This window comes from Nostoc sp. (genome assembly GCF_036917435.1).
GTDB lineage: Bacteria > Cyanobacteriota > Cyanobacteriia > Cyanobacteriales > Nostocaceae > Nostoc.
In genome coordinates, this window is sequence record NZ_JBALDM010000042.1 from 60,383 (window position 1) to 80,651 (window position 20,269).

The following is a 20,269-nucleotide window of genomic DNA, read 5'->3' on the forward strand; positions in this document are numbered from 1 at the left end:
CGGTGGGGCATCCCGTGCAGTCTAAACAAAGCGTAAGTTTTTGTCCGACGGGATACCGGGAGTCGCACAGATGCCTACACTGTATTGCTTGCAATCAGTGTAAGAGATGTCACTAGGGCTTTCCAAGAAATAAATTATCCATTTGTGGGATGGGCATCTTGCCCGTCCTAATATTGGGGACGGGCAAGATGCCCATCCCACAAGAAAATTTGGGATATTTTTTTATTTGGAAGTCCCCTAGTTGTATTCTGGTTTTATATCTCGCAGCATCAGTTTATCAAGTGCTTGTTGGGGTGTGACTTCACCCTGAAGTAACCGATAAACTTGCTCAGTAATTGGAACCGGAATGTTTTGTTGCTTGGCTCGTTGCATCAAAACCTGGCAAGTGTTCACTCCTTCAGCAGTTCCTGGTAAATTTGCAAGAGTTTCTTGAAGTGTTTTGCCACCAGCTAACTGGTAGCCGACTTGATAATTGCGACTTAAAGGACTGTTGCAGGTTGCTAACAAGTCTCCAAGACCCGATAATCCATAAAATGTTTCCGTTTTTGCACCCCAGTCGTTACCGATGCGAACCATTTCTGTAAGTCCACGGGTGACTAAAGCAGCTTTGGCATTTGTTCCCAGATGTAAACCATCGCATACACCAGCTGCGATCGCAATCACATTTTTCAGTGTGCCCCCCAGTTCCACCCCCAAGGGATCGGGATTGGTATATACCCGAAAACGATGAGAAGAAAATACTAACTGCACTACTTCCGCAGCCGTGGGGATATTACTGGCTACTACCGTTGCTGCTGGTAACTCTAGTTGAATTTCTTTAGATAAATTCGGCCCAGACAAAACAACCACTGCATGGTTAGGAAATAGTGTTTGCCAAATTTGCGACGGCATACAGATGGTTTGGGGATCTAAGCCTTTCGTTGCCGTCACAAAAATTGCCTCTGGAGAAAGGGGGAAAGACTGAACTTGAGAAGCAACATCTCTCACACCAATCATTGAGATAGCGGACAAGATTATTTGGGCATCTTCTAACACTGCTTGGAGAGTTGGGGAACCTTGACGCGACCACACGCGCACCTGATGACCGTTTGCTGTGGCGAGATTTGCCAGAGATGCACCCCAAGCACCCGCACCCAGAATTGCTACAGATTTTGAATTAGTCATTAATTAACATTCTCCCCATCACCCAATCACCCCATTCTCTTGGCAATTTAAAATCTAAAATTGACTGCGGGGATAACGTTCCATTAATTCCCTGACTTGTTCTGCATGATATGAGCTTCTTGTCAATGGTGAAGAGACAATTTGTAAAAATCCGATTTCTTCGCCGAATTCCTTCCAAGCAGCAAATTGTTCTGGGTTGATAAATTCATTTACTTGTAAATGTTTTTGACTGGGTTGGAGATATTGCCCAATTGTCAAAATATCACAATCTACGGTTCGTAAGTCTTGCATGACTTGGCGAATTTCGGTATCAGTTTCACCGAGTCCAACCATGATCCCGGATTTGGTGTATGTGCTGGGAGAAAGTTGGCGCGATCGCTGCAATAATTCTAATGTGCGATCGTAATTTCCTTGGGGACGCACTCGGCGATATAGGCGTGGAACAGTTTCGGTATTGTGGTTTAATACTTCTGGTGCCGCTTGTAAAATAAACTCTAGAGCATTCCAATTACCGCACAAGTCAGGAATTAGCACCTCAATTGTGGTGTTAGGTGAAACAGAGCGAACCGCATCAATACAGGCCACAAACTGAGATGCGCCACCATCAAACAAGTCATCTCGATTTACAGAAGTGATTACCAGATGATTAAGTTTCATGCGGCGAACAGCTTCTGCCAGTCGTGTAGGTTCCGTGGGATCTAGTGGTTTGGGTTTTTTCTCAAAATCGATATCGCAGTAGGGACAAGCGCGTGTACAAGCCGGGCCCATAATCAAAAACGTGGCAGTCCCAGCGCTGAAGCATTCACCAATATTCGGACAGGACGCTTCCTCACAAACTGTATTGAGAGATAAATCCCGCAAAATGTCTTTAACGTTACCGACGCGCTCACGCCCAGGTGCTTTTACCCGCAACCAGTCTGGTTTTACAGTCACAATCCGCTTTTACCACTAGAGTTATACAAATTTAATCGTAGCAAGCAAAGTCTTGGATGAAGCGATCATATATAGATGTAACTCTCTGATTTGGCATGGGTTATGATATTCTTAATTTATAATGCCATTTTTGTGGCGGGATGTGGCGCAGCTTGGTAGCGCACTTCGTTCGGGACGAAGGGGCCGCTGGTTCGAATCCAGTCATCCCGATTTTCTTGTGTCAAATAACACTTTATTTGTCGTCGTCAAAAGATTAATGTCGTTATAGCCAAGAATTCTACTATTGGATTCCTGATTTTTTTATTGAAAGCGACGGGAAACTCAATCTCTTTGTGGGTAGAGAGGGAATAGTCGCCCCGTCTCTTGGGGCATTGGGCATTGGGCATTGGGCATGGGGCATTGGGCATTGGTAACTTCTTCCCCATGCCCCATGCCCTGTTCCCCATGCCCAAAAACTCCATCCCGCAAGTGGCGTGTAGTTTTTCATTTTGAGGCTAGACTAACGAGCATTTTTTCAAAAATTCTCAACACAGGTTCCTCTCCATTGTCTCTAGTGAAAATACTGTAATTAGGGTGAGAATTTATTTCAATTAACCAATATTGGTTATCTCGATCTAGGACGATATCTAAACCGCCATAATCAATATCTAATTCTTCAAAAATTGGTTTAGCGAAATTAGCAATCTCTAACAATATTTGCGGATCGTTGATATGCTTTGCTTTCGCACCATCCCAGTGGAGAGGGCTGAGATTACCTGCAAATTTTGCATTAGTTATATCTTTTTCATAGAGCAAAACTAACTCTTTATTTAAAAAAACGGCTCTATACTCAGATTTTATGTGAATAAACTCTTGAGCGATCGCAACGTAATCATACTTTTTATTATTGATATTAAAAATCTCTTTTAAAGCAGTTTTAACTTCATCTGTATTCTGACATAAAAAAACGTTATGTCCACTTGAGCCAGAATTACGTTTAACAATTACGGGCGTTTCAAAGTTGTTTTTGATTTCTAATATAATATCTTCAAAGCTGGGAAATTTTAAGTAAATCTTATATTGGAGATCACAAAAAGGAGAAAGAAAACCTACAGTTTTAGGAAGTTTAACTTTTTTCTTTAAAATATGGTAGGTATATTCCTTATCTTTGATAATTTGTGCTAATGCCTGATTTATTATGGGAGTACTATAATTACAAAAATAATGTTGTTTATTATTCAGTTTTATTTTTACTAAGTTTTCAGTCGGATGAATAATTTCATAGTTAATGTTTAAGTTTTCACAAGCTTTGAGCAATAGCGAAAGGTTGTCTAACATAAATATTTGAAATATTTGAAATATTTGAAATTAAGTTTTGACAAAAATCAATTTGTGGATATCAAATCAACGCTTTTTATAATATACTCCCCAAGTTACGAATTACGAAGTTGTTTGCCGTTTAAAAATCACCATCTCATTACCAACAACTGGGTTACGTGCTATCAGCTTATCTTGGGAGTCGATAATTTCTAAATGAGTAAAATCAAGTTCTTGAGAGCGTTGTAATATCTCCGCAGCTAGATTATCCTGCTGAGATTCTTTGAGAGTATACCAATCGTCACTAATTTTGATAGTTAAATTACTGGTGCGAAAGTTGGCTTTAATTGACTTTATCAGACCAGAGGCAATGCGATCGCTAGTTTCAGCCACCTGATTTTCAATAGCCGCAATCAAGGCTTGTTCTGGTGTCAATTCTATGACTGGTGTCGGCGTGGGAATTGGTTCTATTACCGGTTTGATTACCGGTTTGATTACCGGTTCTGGCGGCGGCGTAATTTCCTCTGGTGGCTGTGGCGGCTGCGGTTCTGGTACGACTGACTCCGGTGGACTAGTTATCATTGGTGTTGGTGCAGGAACCTCTTCAACAGGTGGAACTGTGGCTACTTCAGTAGGTTTACCAGTCAATACAGTAGTAGTTGTCCATAAGAAAATTACAGCAATTCCAGTCACAATTCCCGTCAAAGCTGTATCTGATAACTTTGTTGACAAATTTGATGGAAAAAATAAGCGGATTGTCCTTAACAACCCACCCCATCGCAACTGAAGTTGCTGGAAAAAACTGGGTGTTTCCTCAGTACCCGGTGGGGGTGCTGTCTCCAGTTTGTCCACTGTTGTTTCTAAAACCCCAATCGTCCCTCGGAGAAGTTGGATAATTTTAGCCTTCCAAATTGGCTGAACTCTCTGGTAAGGTTTTTGGGGAGGTTGAGTTACCGGCTTATCCGTCGGTTTTGACTGATTGTCTTGTGACATGGAACTTTCACCAAAAGCAGCGAATCAAAGACAAACAACGTACATTATTACTGATGCTGCCTCTTTTGCATTAATCTATCATTTCATTGCACATTCCTTGTGCGAAAACTGACTATTTATTAAATTTGGTGAGTTATGAACCTAAAACGCCGTCAATTTTTATTTTTAAGCAGTCTCAGTACCATTGGTGCAGGATTTTTAGGCTGGATGTTAGTTCGTCAAAATAATCAAAGTGCTGATATTACCGATTCAACAACAGCTATAGCCGCCAACCCACCGAAAAAAGACTTGTTATTACGTTTTGTATCTGTGGCTGATACAGGGACTGGGGCTAAAGGACAGTATGCTGTAGCTGGGGCAATGAATGCCTATCACAAACAAAATCCTTATGATTTAGTAGTTTTAGCTGGAGACAATATTTACAATAACGGTGAAATTGAGAAAATCGGCGAAGTTTTTGAGCGTCCCTATAAGGCTTTGCTAAAACAAGGTGTGAAATTTCAGGCTTGTTTAGGTAATCATGATATTCGTACTGCCAATGGTGAGCCACAAGTCAAGTATGCTGGCTTTAATATGAAGGGACGTTATTATACATTTCGCCGTGCAACTGTGCAATTTTTTGCTTTAGATACTAACAGTAATGCTGATTGGAAAAACCAGCTAACTTGGTTAGAAAAAGAATTAAGTCTTAGTAACGCCCCTTGGAAAGTAGTGTTTGGCCATCATCCGATTTATTCATCGGGTCAGTATGGGAGTAATCCAGATTTTATTAAAACTTTCACTCCTCTATTTCAAAAATACGGTGTTCAGCTTTATATCAATGGTCATGAACATAATTATGAACGCACCCGTGCTATTAATGGGACAACTTATTTAATTTGTGGTGCAGGTGCTGGCAATCGTCCTGTAGGGCGTTCTGGGTGGACAGAGTATTCTACCAGTGATTTAAGTTTTGCCTCTTATGAGGTGTATAAAGATAGAATAGAAATAAGTGCGATCGCTACTAATAATCGCGTTTTTGATTTCTGCAAGCTGCACACTCGTGACTTCCAGTCATGAGTTAAGCAATCCATATTCTGATACAATATATACATAGCGAAAACCAAGCTCATAGAACCACGACAACTAAAGATATGGGGTTCTACTGAGAAATGGGTACATTGTGCCGATGTGTAGGTTGGGTTGAGGAACGAAACTCAACATTTTTCGGGGTTTGTTGGGTAACGCATTGCCTCAACCCAACCTACGAATATTCAAAACCTACGCAGTATTGAGAGTTCATGGGTTGATCAGAAAAGAACGCTGCATTACACAATTCAAATGTCTACGTTTAAAATCAAATAGCTCTGCTGTAAAGGTTTGGAGTTTTAAACCGGGAAGTAGTTCAAACTCCAGTCATAAAAAAAATTGCCGAACTTAGCTGCAAAAAATTTACAGATTCTCATTATTATTTCTTAACTCTTTTAAATATTTTAATAACCGTCTTAACTGTCTTAACTGTCTTAACTGTCTTAACTTTTAACTATCTTAACCGTCTTAACTGTCTTAACTGTCTTAACTGTCTACTTAATTATTAAATTACCTGGTTTTAGCTGCTATTGCATTTTTTTGATAAATCTGAGACTATTTGTAAGGCTAGTTTATATACTTTAAGTAAAAAAAGCTAATTAATTTAACTCCTCGAAGTTTTAAAAATTAAAATCATTAGTTTATAAGCTTAAACAATTTACAATCTAAAATAGTAAAAACTAATATTGATTGTATTATTAGTATTTTCAAAAATTAGATTTAATTAATTTGTGGAGATTAAAATATTGTGGCAAATGATGTATATAGTCAATCAGTAATTACATTTGATGGCAAAGATGATTACATAGATTTTGGTAAAAATGATTTTGGTGGTGTCTTTGCTGAGGGAAGTTCAGCTTTTACGATTTCGGGATGGGTAAATCCTCATCAGCTAACAAATAAAGCTACTACTTATGGGACACGGAATGTTTTTTTTGCGCGTTCTTCAGATAGATATAGTGATAATTTTGAGTTCGGTATTAGTGAATTAGGAAACCTAGATATATACATTGATGAGAAAATTGACAATGTTATCAAAACCTTTGGAAATGGAGAATTAACTGTTGAAAAATGGCACTTTTTTGCCATTGTTTTTAACAAAGGTCAATTGAGCGTATATCTTGATGAGCATGAGTATTTTGGCTATCTTACAGGTGATTCTCTAAATAAAGCAACTAGTTCTGTAACTCTGGGCGCGACTTTACACAATCACATATATTTCACAGGTCAATTAGCTAACATTAGCGTCTGGAATTACCCCTGTCCTCCAGTGGAAATCAAAAAGCATCGCTATCAGCCTCTAGTTGGGAATGAACCAGGATTGATAGCTTATTGGAGATTAAATGAAAGACAGGGGCCGACTATACAAGATCAGACAGTAAATGCCCATAATGGAACCTTGCGTGGTAGTCCTCGCTGGGATTTAGTAGAAATTCCATTGGGAACTCCACAATTATCCAATAGTGAAACAACTAGTAGTTTAGAAGCAACAAGTCAGTCGGTTACAGAAGTTGTTCCTGTTGAAGTAGAAGCAACAACTCAGTCCGTTACAGAAGTTGTTCCTGTTGAAGTAGAAGCAACAACTCAGTCGGTTACAGAAGTTGTTCCTGTTGAAGTAGAAGCAACAACTCAGTCCGTTACAGAAGTTGTTTCTGTTGAAGCAATTGCTAATTCAGTATCCCTTGAGCTTCCTGCTGTAGAAGTTAGCGCAGTGTCTCCAGTGGAAGAAAGAAAAGCAAAAAAAGGTACAAAGAAACAAAGCGAAAAATCTACCAATATTTCATCCCCAATAGTCCCCTTAATAGCACAGAAAAAAGCCGAAACAGACCAAACAGGGGAAAGCGAAGTTGCAGTCAATATTCAACAACAACCACAAACATCAACTCAGGAGCGATCGCAAAAAACTATGAATACTAAAGCCAATCCCAAATATAAAATACTTGCCATTGATGGAGGCGGTATTCGCGGCATTATCCCCACAATGATCCTGGCAGAAATTGAAAAGCGGACACAAAAGCCGATTTTTAGTTTGTTCGATTTAATCTCTGGAACTTCTAGCGGCGGAATTCTGGCACTCGGGTTAACTAAACCAAAATTAAATTTAGACGTACCTGATAGCCCACCCACCGCCCAATATAGTGCAGAGGATCTCCTGCAAATATATCTTGAGTATGGGGCTGAAATATTTTACGAGCCATTCTGGGAAAAAGTACTCGGTCAGATAGAAGATATATTCGTTCAACCGAAATATTCTTCGGAGGGAAGAGAAGAAATTATTAGGCAATATTTTGGTGATAGTCCTCTAGAAAATAATCTCAAAGAAGTTTTTGTCACTAGCTACGATATCGAGCAGCGAATTCCGATATTCTTTACCAACAAGCTAGAAAAACAACAGACCGAATCGAAAAAGTTTCGCAAGTTATGCTTAGGCTTTACCCTCACCGATGCGGCATTGGCAACTACTGCAACTCCGACTTATTTTGCTCCCTATCGTGTTTCTAGCTCCCATAATCCCAACGGCTTCTATACTTTAGTTGATGGCGGAGTAATCGCCAATAATCCAGCTAACTTGGCTATTTTAGAAGCGCAAATTAGTAAACAAGAAAACAAACAGGTTCTGAATATAGAGGATATCTTATTAGTATCATTGGGTGCTGGTTCTCTAACAAGTGTTTATCCCTATGACGAAGTGAAAAAATGGGGACTATTACAATGGGCAAACCCACTCTTAAATATTGTGCTTGATGGTGGAAGTGAAGTAGTCGCAGGAGAATTAGAAAGATTGTTTGAGTCTAGCAACAAAGGTAATAAATCTTCTTATTATCGATTCCAAACATTCTTAAAAAGTGAACTCGAAGCAATAGATAATGCCAAGCTAGAAAATCTGCGGCAGTTACAACTTTTAGGTAATATCCTGATTCAAGAAAAAAATCAAGAAATCGATGAGTTATGTGAGATTTTATCAAAATAAATCTTAATATCAGAAAGTAAAAAAATGGAAGCCCTCCCCATCAAAATTTACGACGACACATTGCGAGATGGAGAACAACAAGCAGGTCTATTTTTCTCTTACCCAAACAAACAAAAACTTGCCCATTTAATTGCCCAAACGGGAGTTCATGGAATCGACACTATGCCCTGTGTCTGTGAACAAGAAGCTGAACTGGTTAAAACATTAGTATTAGAGGGATTGGATAGTCAGATTTTGTCGGCTACCTTAATGAACAAACAGTTTATTGATTTAGCCAAAGACTGCGGAGTGAAGCGGATCATCCTTTTCCATGCCGTTTCCGATCGACTACTGTTTTTACGAGATCCTCAAATCCGGCAGGTGAAAGAGTTTAAAGGGAAAACCATTGATGACAATATCCCCGCTCATGTCATCGATCAAATTCGTCAAAATGCTATCGATTTAATTATCGAAAACTTGCATTATGCAACTGCGATCGCAGGACTTAGAGTAGACTTTGCAGCAGAAGATGCTTCTAGAGCCGATTTTGACTTTTTAGTGCAATGTATCCGCTCATGCAGCCCTTATATTGAAAACTTCATTCTCTGTGATACGGTGGGGATTCTCAGTCCAGAAAAGAGCTATATCTGGGTTAGCGACCTGCTCCAATCCACGACAGGGGTAGCTTTCGGGGTACACTACCACAATGATATGGGCATGGCTCTCGAAAATACCCTCCAATCTCTCATGGCTGGAGCGACTTTAGTATCGGGTACGTTTTGCGGCATTGGGGAACGTGCGGGAAATATTCCCATCGAGCAGGTATTGAATGGGTTACGAGTTCGATTTGGAATTGAAGTCCAGGGTATAAACTATGATGCGATCGCTCCTGTGACAGATTTCATTGAAAAATTAGGAGTTCGCCCAGCCCCGCCTTACTCTCAAACTTCTCAATGGCATGAAACGGGGACTCATGTCAATTGTTTATTTTCAGACCCCAAAAGTTTTGCAATTTTTCCTCACGGTAGTGTAAACGTTGTATTTGGTAAATGGAGTGGAGTTAGTAATTTCCAATATCTGTTTGAAAAGCAAATGCAAAATCCTCAACCCAGAACGCAATACGAGAAAATGCGCTCAGTAATCAAATCTCTTGCTGTTGAGCAAGAACGCTATTTTACAGCCAATGAAGTATTGGAGTTATGGGAAAATGGGGTCTTTAACTAAGCCATCCTATCGGATTGTTGGTATTCCAGGGGAAGGAATTGGGCCAGAAGTTGTGGAAGCTTCCTTAAAAATTCTCCAACATGTCGCTCAACTTGAGGGATTTACCTTACAGCTAGATTATGGTTGGCTTGGTGCAACTGCCTTAGAGCAGTTTGGTAGTTACTTCCCCCAAGCCACCGCTCAACTATGCGATGGAGCCGATGGGATTGTCTTTGGTGCTATTAGTCAAGGCGGATTACTAGAACTACGAAAACACTTCGACTTTTTTTGCAATCTTCGCCCCATCCGTAGCGTTAAAAGTCTGTTGCATAAATCTAGCCTCCGACCAGAGAAAGTTCAAGGACTCGATATCTTGATCGTTCGAGAACTAGTTAGTGGCATCTATTTTGGGCCATCTGGACGAGCTTTAGATAATCGGGGAACTTACGGATATCATACGATGCGCTATTACGATGAAGAAATTCGTCGGATTGCTCGTAAAGCACTACAGCAAGCCCAAAATCGCCGAGGATTACTCACCGTAGCCCACAAAGAAAATGCCTTACCCCATTTACCTTGGACTCGTCTAGTACAAGAAGAAGCCGGACAGTTTCCCGATGTTGTTATTCAACCAATGTTGGTGGATAACTTAGCTATGCTTATGGTTTTGAATCCACAACAGTTTGATGTGATTTTGGCGGGGAATCTATTTGGAGATATTCTTAGCGATATTGGCGGTGCATTAGTTGGTTCCATCGGCTTATTAGGATCGGCCAGTCTGAACGCTGACGGATTTGGTCTGTATGAAGCCATTCATGGTACAGCCCCAGACATTGCAGGTTTAGGAATTGCTAATCCTTTGGGAACTCTCGGAGCCTGTGTTTTAATGCTTCAACAATGGGGAGAAGTGCAGGCTGCACAACGGATTATTCAAGCACAAGACCGAATTTTAGCCAAAGGATACCGCACAGCCGATTTATCTCCTCAAGGAGAAGAAATTTTAGTCAACACTGAAACCTTAGTTGACCTTTTATTAGAAGAACTTTCGGTTGGGCAATATTCGGAATTAGGAGCTATCTATGCATGAATAACGCAAATAAAGTTTTGCAATTGGGAGATGATATTAATACTGATGATATTATTCCCGCCAATCGCGCTACAACAGATGACCCTGAATATTTAAAACAGTATGCTTTAGAACACCTGATTGGCGAAGGTGAACTTTTAAAATACGATGCGATTGAAGCCGGAGAAAACTTTGGCTGTGGTTCAAGTCGAGAAGTTGCCCCCATTGCCATCCAAGCTGCGGGAGTTAAGAAGATTCGGGCGCGATCGTTTGCAGAGATTTTTTATCGGAATAGTATCAACATTGGACTTTCCCTAGAAATTTTTGGGGAAAAAGAGCAAAATCCAGTAGTTGATGCGATCGCAGCAGCAGGCGGACTAATGGCTTTTAATCAGATGCGTCGTCATGGTCAGATTACCATTCCTCCCAGCCTGACATCTACTAGACCCATGACTTTAGTAGAAAAACTCTTAGCGAAAGCCTCCGGTAATTCCTACGTCAAACCGGGAGAGGTGGTTTTTGCCCAAATCGATTTAGCTTTATCCCATGATGCTGTAGCCGGCCCTGTAGCTAAAACATTTTATAAACACTTTGGAGAAGGGGCAAAGTTATGGGACTCCCAACGGGTGGTTTTGGTAGCAGATCACTTTATCCAAGTTAACGACATTCGTGCAGATAACAAAGCCCATCTGATGTACGAACAGATGATTAAGTTTGCTCAAGACCAAGGATGCCATTTATTTGATATGGTTTCCCCAGGTGAAGCAGCAGGTATTTGCCACGTTTTACTCCCAGAAAAAGGATTTGTCCGGCCGGGAATGGTGATTGCTGGTACAGATTCTCATACCTGCACCTACGGGGCATTAGGAGCCTTTTCTACGGGCGTAGGTACGACAGATATGGCAAATATTTATGCCACTGGAGATATGTGGATTCGCGTTCCCCAAACCTTAGTATTTGAGTTGTCTGGAACCTTACCTTCTCAAATCAGTGCCAAGGATATTATCCTATTTATCTTGGGACAAATCGGTTGTGCTGGCGCTACTAGTAAGGTAATGGAATTTAGAGGCTCAATCCTCACCCAACTACCATTTGATGAACGGTTGACTCTCGCTAATATGGCAGTTGAGTGTGGGGCAATATGTGGCTTAATTGTTCCTGATGAGGTGACACGTGAATATGTAAAAAACCGTAGTTCTCAAGAATTTGAAGAGATTAGTGGGGATGCTGATGCTGAGTATGAAAAGATTTATCAATTTGATCTCAGCGATTTAGAACCGCAAGTTGCACGTCCCCCGAAACCCGATCAGGTAGTGGGCATTAGTCAATTAGAGGATATTCCCATTACCAAAGCCTTTATTGGTTCTTGTACTGGTGGAAAACTCTATGATTTAGCTCAGGCTGCGGAAGTTTTGAACGGTCGCCAACTGGCAGACGGTGTAAGCTTGTTTATTGTACCTGCAACCATTGAAATTAGAGAACAAGCCCAACTCTTGGGCTATCTCGACATTTTTGAACAAGCAGGAGCGCAAATTCTCAAGACAGGTTGTGGAGCTTGTATCAATTCTGGATTGGGAGTTTTGGCAAAAGAAGAAACAGGTATTTATGCAACCAATCGCAATTTTAAAGGACGCAGTGGCGATCCTACGGGCAAAAATTATTTAGCCTCACCTAGAACAGTGGCTATATCTGCTGTTAATGGGAAAATTAGCGATCGCTTGAATTAAAGAGTGAACTTTGAGATCGGGGTAAATTCAAAAAATATTAACCCAATGCGATCGCCAATGACTCTTATCTAGCTTAGTCTAGATTCTGAGATAGGTTTCTTTATTTACAAAGACTCTATCTCGTACCCTTAGCAATTTATTAACCAACAGTATAAGGATTTTAGGTAATTACAATGGACGAAATCGTTAAAAAGTTGGCTGGTCTGGGTCTTCCTGGTATCATTCTCGTGGTTCTAACAGTTTCATCAGGAGGTAGTTCTGCGGCTGTTGCAGCTGCCATCACAGCTTTAGGAGGGCCTTTTGGCATCGTCGGAGGTATAGGATTGCTTGGTCTAATAACCGTTCTGGGAGATACTGTAGCGGGATATGGAATTGAAGCTGTTCTTAAGGCTATTTATGCAGAACGGAGCAAAACCGAATCAGTGAGATACCTTCTCAAAGAAATTAAAGATTTACCCATTTCAGAGGAGCTAAAACTGAAGTTGAAAAATCAACTTAGCCCAGAGGTCATTATTGATACCGAAGAGTATAATCAACCAAAAACAGTTGAAATTGTGGATGAATAAGTTCACTATTACATTCGCAGGACTTACGCAAAACTACACGCAGTAGGTACTGATCTTGAGTTCACTCACTTCGGATTAAGATCCATCGTAGGGGCAATTCATGAATTGCCCCTACGATTTATCTGGTTTTTCCAATCATCTATACTTGGTCTTTCCTGTCAATGCGTAAGTCCTATATAGGACTAGTATTTGATTTCTGAAAATATCCGTAGGATGTGTTAGCGACAGCGTAACGCATCAAACCCTTGATAATAGTGCGTTACGAACTCCGTTCTAACACACGCTACAATACCTAATTTTGTTCAAAAATTAAATATGATTCCTATATTTAGATGATCAGAGGAATATTGCAATTTATATACTAAAGTTTATGGAAGATATTATCATCAACTCTACTCAGTCTATTAATAATAATTCTGCTTTAACTGAGCAGGAACTACACAAAATATTAGTTGAATGGAATGATACTAAAACAGATTACTCCAAACATCTGTGTATACATGAATTATTTGAAGCGCAGGTAGAAAAAACTCCAGAGAATATTGCTGTTGTTTTCAAAGAGCAACAACTAACTTACCAAGAGTTGAACCACCGAGCTAACAAAATAGCACATTATCTACAAAGTTTGGGTGTAGGGACAGATGTACTGGTTGGGATTTGCGTTGAGCGTTCGTCGGAGACGTTGCCGGAGGCATCGCTAGAAACGATCGCAGGAATGTTGGGCATCCTCAAGGCGGGTGGAGCTTATGTACCACTAGATCCAACATATCCCAAAGAACGGCTATCGTTCATGCTCTCAGATTCGCAAGTTCAGGTGGTGTTAACTCAAGAAAAATTCGTTGAAGGGTTGACTGCAAGCGGGACGAAGTTGGTTTGTCTGGATAGTGACTGGGAATTAATTAACTGCCAAAGTCAAGAAAATCTTACTAGCAACACCACGGCTGAAAATCTGGCTTATGTCATCTACACCTCCGGTTCTACAGGAACACCAAAAGGAGTAGCTGTAACGCATCGGGCTGTCAATCGGCTAGTATGCAACACCAATTACGTGAACTTTGTGCCTAGTAATCGCGTTGCTCAAGCCTCAAATACTTCATTTGACGCAGCTACATTTGAAATCTGGGGTTCTCTCCTGCACGGGGCTAGGCTGGTGATAATTCCTCAAGATGTTGTGCTTTCGCCGCAGAACTTTGCAACATACATCTGTGAACAAGGGATTAGCGTATTATTCTTGACAACAGCCTTATTTAATCAGTTAGCTAGCGTTGTCCCGCAGGCATTTAAAAACCTACAACACTTACTATTTGGAGGTGAGGCTGTAGATCCAAAGTCAGTGAAAGCGGTTTTAAAAAATGGAGCGCCACAGCGATTACTGCACGTTTACGGGCCGACTGAAAGCACAACATTTGCTTGTTTTTATTTAGTGCAAGATATTCAAGAAGGGGCTACAAATGTACCGATTGGCCGCCCAATTTCCAATACACAAATCTATATACTAGACTCTAAACTTCAACCAATTCCAGTTGGTAATCCTGGTGAATTGTATATTGGCGGTGACGGTTTGGCACGAGGCTACGTAAACCGTCCAGAATTAACCGAGGAAAAATTTATCCCTAATCCGTTTGAGGAGGAAGGAAGCAGCAGGTTATACAAGACTGGCGATTTAGCCCGCTTCTTACCAGATGGCAATATTGAGTTTATTGGGCGAGTCGATAATCAGGTGAAGATTCGCGGCTTCCGCATTGAACTTGGAGAAATTGAGGCGCTTTTGAGTCAACATTCGGATGTACAACAGGCTGTGGTAATTGCCCGTGAAGACATCCCTGGCGATAAGCGTCTTGTTGCTTATATTGTTCCTAACCAAAAAGTTGATTTGAGCGTCATTACCATAAAACGCTTTCTTCAAGAAAAACTGCCCAGCTACATGATGCCAGCAGCCTTTGTGATTCTCGACTCCTTGCCCCTTACTGTTAATGGTAAAGTTGATCGGCAGAATCTTCCAGCTTGCGATCGCACTCGCCCCGATCTTGAAGAACCCTTTGTTGCACCTCGTAACCCAATTGAAGAAAAGTTAGCTGCGATTTGGGCTGAATTACTCAGGCTTGATCTTATTGGAGTCAATGATAATTTTTTCTACCTGGGTGGACATTCGCTAATTGCAACTCAGATGATTTCTCGTGTGCGCGAAGTTTTCCCAGTTGAGTTATCTTTTGGGCAAATCTTTGAAAACCCCGCGATCGCAAGTTTAGCTCAACTTCTCACCCAAGGCAACACAGAACAACAGAGGCAACGTCTAGCCATAGAACGAATTCCCCATGAAGGATTATTGCCAGTTTCCTTTGCTCAAGAGCGAGTGTACTTCATCCAGCAATTAGCGCCGGAAAATAGTGCTTACCAATTCCAGGCAAAGATCGAATTTCGAGGTTGGCTTGATGTTACAGTTTTACACCAATGCCTCGATCAGATTGTGCAGCGTCATGAAATCTTCCGCACGACTTATCCGGCAATAAATGGTAGGCTATTTCAGGTTGTTAACCCACACCAACCAATTAGTTTTAGAGTAATTGACCTCCAGGCATTCCCGGAATCTGAGCAAGAAGCCGAGGCTCAAAAGCTATGTGAGGCAGAATTGCAGCAACCCTTCGATATGAATCAATTACCCCTGGTGAGGTGGGTTTTATTGAAGTTGAGCGAACAAGAACATCAATTGATCCATATTGAGCATCATATAGCTCATGATGGTTGGTCATTCAATGTGTTTTTGGGTGAGTTGATGGAACTTTATCCAGCCTTCTGTGCAGGTAAACCTTCCCCACTAACTGAACCATCCCTGCAGTTTGCAGACTTCGCCCATTGGCAGCGTCAATGGGTGAATACCTCAGAAGCTCAAGCCCAATTAACCTATTGGCAACAAAAATTGTCAGGTAGTTCGCCTCTATTGGAATTACCTTATGATCGCCCACGACCGATAGAGCAAACTTACAATGGCGATCACGTTAGAATGGAACTCCCTAGCGATTTGTGCGAATCCCTGAGAGTTCTGAGTCGTCAAGCTGGTGCAACTTTATTTATGACGATGCTGGGAGCTTTTCAGGTTATCTTGCACAGATACACCCAACAAGACGATATTAGCATCGGGACTGCGGTTGCCAATCGCCGGATGCATGAGATCGAAAAGTTAATTGGTATGATTGTCAATAACTTGGTGTTACGCACCGATTTGTCAGGTAATCCCACATTTCGGGAATTACTCAACCGGGTGCGGCAAGTGACACTTGAAGCTTACGCTAATGAGGACTTACCCTTTGATAAAGTTGTAGATGTTCTCAAGCCAATACGCAGCTTGAGTTACAATCCTTTATTTCAAGTGATGTTCAGCTTCCATGATTCTGCTATGCCAGATTTGAGTCTCCCAGGTTTGGATATCAGCTTGCATGAACCGCTTAGTAATAAATCTGCAAAGTTTGATCTAGATTTTCTCGTCATACCGCGTTTTGAACAAAGTGTACAGAACGGTGCTAGAAGGGGAGCAAAAGGAATCACCCTAGTTTTAGAATACAATAGCGATCTTTTTGATGCTGCTACAATCCAACAAATGCTAGAGCAGTATCAAATATTACTAAAAGGAATTGTGGCGAATCCAGAGCAGCGAATTTCTGAATTACCACTGTTAACGCAGACTCAGCAGCAATTATTGGTGGAATGGAATCAAACTCACAGGGAGTATTCTTCAATCAAATGTGTGCATGAGTTATTTGCAGCCCAAGTGGAGTTAACGCCCGATGCTGTAGCGATTCAGCAAGCAGGTCAACAATTAACTTACCGCCAATTGAGCGATCGCGCCAATCAATTAGCCCACTATCTCCAAAGTTTGGGAGTCACAGCAGAAACGCTGGTAGGTATCTGCGTTGAACGTTCACTAGAGATGATTGTCGGTTTACTTGCCATTCTCAAAGCCGGAGGTGCTTATGTTCCCCTCGATCCTGCCTATCCCAAAGAACGATTAGCTGATATTTTAGAAGATACGCAATTGGGTATTTTGCTGACTCAAGAAAGATTTCAGGATAAATTAGCAGATTATGCCGGAAAAACGATTTGTTTAGATAGTGACTGGGGAATAATTGCTCAACAAAATACAAGCAATCCAATTTGTGAGGTTCAACTTGATAACCTCGCCTACATTATTTATACCTCTGGCTCTACGGGAAAACCCAAGGGCGTGATGGTTGAACAGCGATCGCTAATAAATTTCGTCATCACCGCCACTCATGAATATGGAATTAACGCAGACGATAATATTCTCCAATTTGCGTCTATTTGCTTTGATACATCCATCGAAGAAATCTTTCCTTGTCTTTTGATCGGTGCAACATTAGTACTACGTACCGAACAGATATTGCACTCCAGCGATGAGTTTTGGCGGTGTTGCCGAGAATGGCAGTTGACTGTTTTGGATCTTCCTACAGCGTACTGGCATCAATTAGTAGCGGAACTTACCCATCAAGACTCCCGAATTCCTGAAAGTCTCAGGGTTGTGATTATTGGGGGAGAAGAAGCTCAACTAGAAAAAGTGAAGCATTGGCACAGTAGTATTGCTCATTTACCCCAACCACCGCAATTATTTAATAGTTACGGGCCAACAGAAGCAACAATTGTAACCACTTTACACCGCTTAAACTCTTCAGATCCTGACTGGGTTGCGATCGGACAACCCATCAGCAATGCTCAGGTTTATGTTTTAGATCAATATCTGCAACCAGTGCCTATCGGAGTTCCCGGAGAACTGCACATTGGCGGAGCCGGTTTAGCTAGAGGATATTGGCAACGCCCGCAACTCACATCTGAGAAATTTATTGAGAATCCGTTTTACAATCCAAAATCCGAAGTCCAAAATCCAAAATTATATAAAACTGGCGACATAGCACGATTTCGCGCAGATGGCAACCTAGAATATCTCGGTAGAGTTGACGATCAGGTAAAGATTCGTGGCTTCCGCATCGAGTTAGGAGAAATTGAGACAGTGTTACGCCAACATCCACAGGTGTTTCAGACTATCGTGACTGCCCGTGAAGACATCCCTGGACAAAAGCGCCTTGTGGCTTATATTGTACCCCACCAGCCGCCAGCAACAAACGATGAAAAACACCACCCACAAGGGGATGAAGTTTTTGGGCATGGGGAACAGGGCATGGGGCATAGGGAAGAGTCTCTCATGCCCAATGCCCCATTCCCCATGCCCCAAGTGGCGGGGCGGCTATCCCTCTCCACCCACAAGGGGATGGAGTTTCCCGCCGCTTTTAATGAACTGCGCCATTTCCTCAAGCAAAAACTGCCAAATTATATGGTTCCTTCGGCTTTCGTGCTGCTAGAGGCGCTGCCGATGACACCCAACCGCAAAATAGACTACCGCGCCCTACCAGCCCCCGATCTTTCTCGGAATGCAGAAGATAACTTTGTTGCTCCCCAAACCTTGATAGAACAGAGATTAGCGGCGATTTGGTCAGAAATTTTGCGACTAGAGCAAGTTGGCATCCATGATAACTTCTTTGAACTGGGTGGAGATTCGATTCTCAGCATTCAGGTAATTTCTCGTGCCCAGCAAGCAGGAATTCAAATTGCTCCCAAACAGCTATTTAAATACCAAACTATTGCTGAGTTAGCTGCTGTGGCGGGTATGACTCGTCAAGTTACAGCTGAACAAGGATTAGTCACTGGTAAGGTAGCGCTGACACCAATCCAACAGTGGTTTTTCGAGCAGAAATTGCCGGAACCTGATTACTTTAACCAATCAGTGTTGCTGGAAGTGTCGCCAAACTTGCAACCAGGGTTATTACAGAAAGTTGTGCAACAATTATTACTGCATCATGATGCTTTGCGTTCGTGCTTTGCACGTCTCCCCTTGGGAGAATCGCGCTTTGTGCAAAAAGGGGAAAACTGGCAGCAGTTTAACGCCGTTCCCCAGGAAATAGTGCCGTTTAGCGTGATCAATTTGTCGCACCTGTCGGCAGCAGAACAACAAACGGCAATGAAAACTGCCGATACTGAACTCCAAGCTAGCCTGAATTTATCTACCGGAGCGATCGCACAAGTAACGCTATTTCAATTAGGTAACAATCGACCTAATTGCTTACTATTCATCATCCATCATTTAGCAGTAGATGGTATTTCGTGGCGGATTTTGCTAGAAGATTTAGCTACAGCTTACCAACAAATCAGCCGTGGTGAAGCGATTAAATTACCAGCCAAGACAACTTCATTTCAATATTGGAGCGATCGCTTGGTAGAATATGCTGAATCAGATGCGATCGCAGGTGAGTTAGATTACTGGCTGGGTGAGTCTAGTTTTCAAGTTACTCCACTACCAGAAGACAAGCCTGTATTTGATGACAACACAATCGCTTCAGCCGCTTCTGTATCCCTTTGTTTAACTGAAGAACAAACCCGCGCCCTTTTGCAGGATGTCCCCTCTGCCTACAACACTCAAATTAATGATGTGTTGCTGACAGCTTTAGTGCAAAGCTTTGCCCAATGGACAGGAGAAAATTCACTACTGATTGACTTAGAAGGTCATGGAAGGGAAGATTTATTTGAGGATGTGGATTTATCGCGTACCGTTGGCTGGTTTACCACTTTATTCCCAGTTCGGTTACAGCTAGAAGAAATTGACAATCCTGGAGAGACTTTAAAGTTAGTCAAAGAACAACTGCGGCGCATTCCCAATCGAGGTATTGGTTATGGAGTTTTGCGTTACTTGCGGCGGGATAATGTGAAATTACAAGCGCTACCTCAAGCACAAGTTAGTTTTAACTACCTTGGGCAGTTTGATCAGGTTCTGAAAGCTTCCGAGGTGTTGGGTTTGGTTAAAGAAATGAAAGCGCAACAAAGTGCAATTGGCAAGCGCAGCCATCTGTTAGGCATAAGCGGATTCATTCGCGGCGGTAAGCTGGAGATGACTTGGGCTTACAGCGATCGAGTTTATCAAAAAGCCACCATTGAAGGCTTGGGTTTTTGGTTTATTGAAGCATTAAAAAATCTGATTGTTCATTGTCAATTAAAAGAGGCTAAAGGGTATACACCTTCGGACTTTTCGGCTGCTAAACTCAATCAGAAACAGCTTGATAAATTCTTGGCTAAAGTTAATAAGAATAAAAGTAATAAGTCGTGATTAAGGCTTGTTTTTTAGCTCATTAATTGTGTCAAATTATATGAGGAACGAACCGCAAAGGACGCAAAGGGCACGAAGGAAGAAAGAAGAAAGTAAGAAAATTGGGTGCAGTCTCACTAATAAAGGGCATCGGGATTT

11 protein-coding genes and 1 tRNA gene are annotated in these 20,269 nt (G+C 41.6%); 8 read left to right on the forward strand and 4 right to left on the reverse strand.

Annotated elements, in window-relative coordinates; translation table 11 throughout:
• Window positions 1–237 precede the first annotated feature (237 nt).
• Together V7K98_RS20475 and lipA are read right to left on the reverse strand one after the other, a co-directional pair.
• The gene (locus tag V7K98_RS20475; RefSeq protein ID WP_335025097.1) at window positions 238–1,164 is read right to left on the reverse strand and encodes an NAD(P)H-dependent glycerol-3-phosphate dehydrogenase; all 927 of its coding nucleotides are present in this window, start codon (window positions 1,162–1,164) and stop codon (window positions 238–240) included.
• A 54-nt stretch (window positions 1,165–1,218) separates the two neighbouring features.
• Window positions 1,219–2,097, reverse strand: a complete 879-nt coding sequence (lipA, locus tag V7K98_RS20480; protein ID WP_335025099.1) for a lipoyl synthase — start codon at window positions 2,095–2,097, stop codon at window positions 1,219–1,221.
• Window positions 2,098–2,233: 136 nt separating this feature from the next.
• On the opposite strand from lipA, the gene V7K98_RS20485 reads away from it, so the two are divergent.
• Window positions 2,234–2,307: transfer RNA gene (locus V7K98_RS20485), tRNA-Pro, on the forward strand.
• A gap of 273 nt (window positions 2,308–2,580) precedes the next feature.
• On the opposite strand, the gene V7K98_RS20490 is transcribed toward V7K98_RS20485, so the two are convergent.
• Together V7K98_RS20490 and V7K98_RS20495 are read right to left on the reverse strand one after the other, a co-directional pair.
• Complete coding sequence (locus V7K98_RS20490; protein WP_335025101.1) at window positions 2,581–3,414, reverse strand: ATP-grasp domain-containing protein; 834 nt, start codon at window positions 3,412–3,414, stop codon at window positions 2,581–2,583.
• Window positions 3,415–3,516: 102 nt separating this feature from the next.
• Complete coding sequence (locus tag V7K98_RS20495; protein ID WP_335025103.1) at window positions 3,517–4,386, reverse strand: hypothetical protein; 870 nt, start codon at window positions 4,384–4,386, stop codon at window positions 3,517–3,519.
• A gap of 135 nt (window positions 4,387–4,521) precedes the next feature.
• Between V7K98_RS20495 and V7K98_RS20500 the strand changes: the two genes are divergently transcribed.
• The 7 genes from V7K98_RS20500 to V7K98_RS20530 all read left to right on the forward strand — a co-directional run bounded on the left by V7K98_RS20500 (window position 4,522) and on the right by V7K98_RS20530 (window position 20,131).
• Window positions 4,522–5,445, forward strand: a complete 924-nt coding sequence (locus V7K98_RS20500) for a metallophosphoesterase family protein (RefSeq protein ID WP_335025105.1) — start codon at window positions 4,522–4,524, stop codon at window positions 5,443–5,445.
• A gap of 757 nt (window positions 5,446–6,202) precedes the next feature.
• Entirely contained in the window at window positions 6,203–8,425 is a 2,223-nt protein-coding gene (locus V7K98_RS20505; protein ID WP_335025107.1) for a patatin-like phospholipase family protein, read from the forward strand.
• A 24-nt stretch (window positions 8,426–8,449) separates the two neighbouring features.
• The gene (locus tag V7K98_RS20510; protein ID WP_335025110.1) at window positions 8,450–9,628 is read left to right on the forward strand and encodes a 2-isopropylmalate synthase; all 1,179 of its coding nucleotides are present in this window, start codon (window positions 8,450–8,452) and stop codon (window positions 9,626–9,628) included.
• Window positions 9,612–10,694 (forward strand): 3-isopropylmalate dehydrogenase, encoded by a 1,083-nt coding sequence (leuB, locus tag V7K98_RS20515; RefSeq protein ID WP_335025112.1) that lies wholly within the window; start codon window positions 9,612–9,614, stop codon window positions 10,692–10,694. Before V7K98_RS20510 ends, leuB begins: the two co-directional genes overlap by 17 nt.
• Window positions 10,691–12,400 (forward strand): aconitase/3-isopropylmalate dehydratase large subunit family protein, encoded by a 1,710-nt coding sequence (locus V7K98_RS20520; protein WP_335025114.1) that lies wholly within the window; start codon window positions 10,691–10,693, stop codon window positions 12,398–12,400. Before leuB ends, V7K98_RS20520 begins: the two co-directional genes overlap by 4 nt.
• A 173-nt stretch (window positions 12,401–12,573) precedes the next feature.
• Window positions 12,574–12,966, forward strand: a complete 393-nt coding sequence (locus tag V7K98_RS20525; RefSeq protein WP_335025116.1) for a hypothetical protein — start codon at window positions 12,574–12,576, stop codon at window positions 12,964–12,966.
• A gap of 370 nt (window positions 12,967–13,336) precedes the next feature.
• Window positions 13,337–20,131 (forward strand): amino acid adenylation domain-containing protein, encoded by a 6,795-nt coding sequence (locus V7K98_RS20530; RefSeq protein WP_335025118.1) that lies wholly within the window; start codon window positions 13,337–13,339, stop codon window positions 20,129–20,131.
• Window positions 20,132–20,269 lie beyond the last annotated feature (138 nt).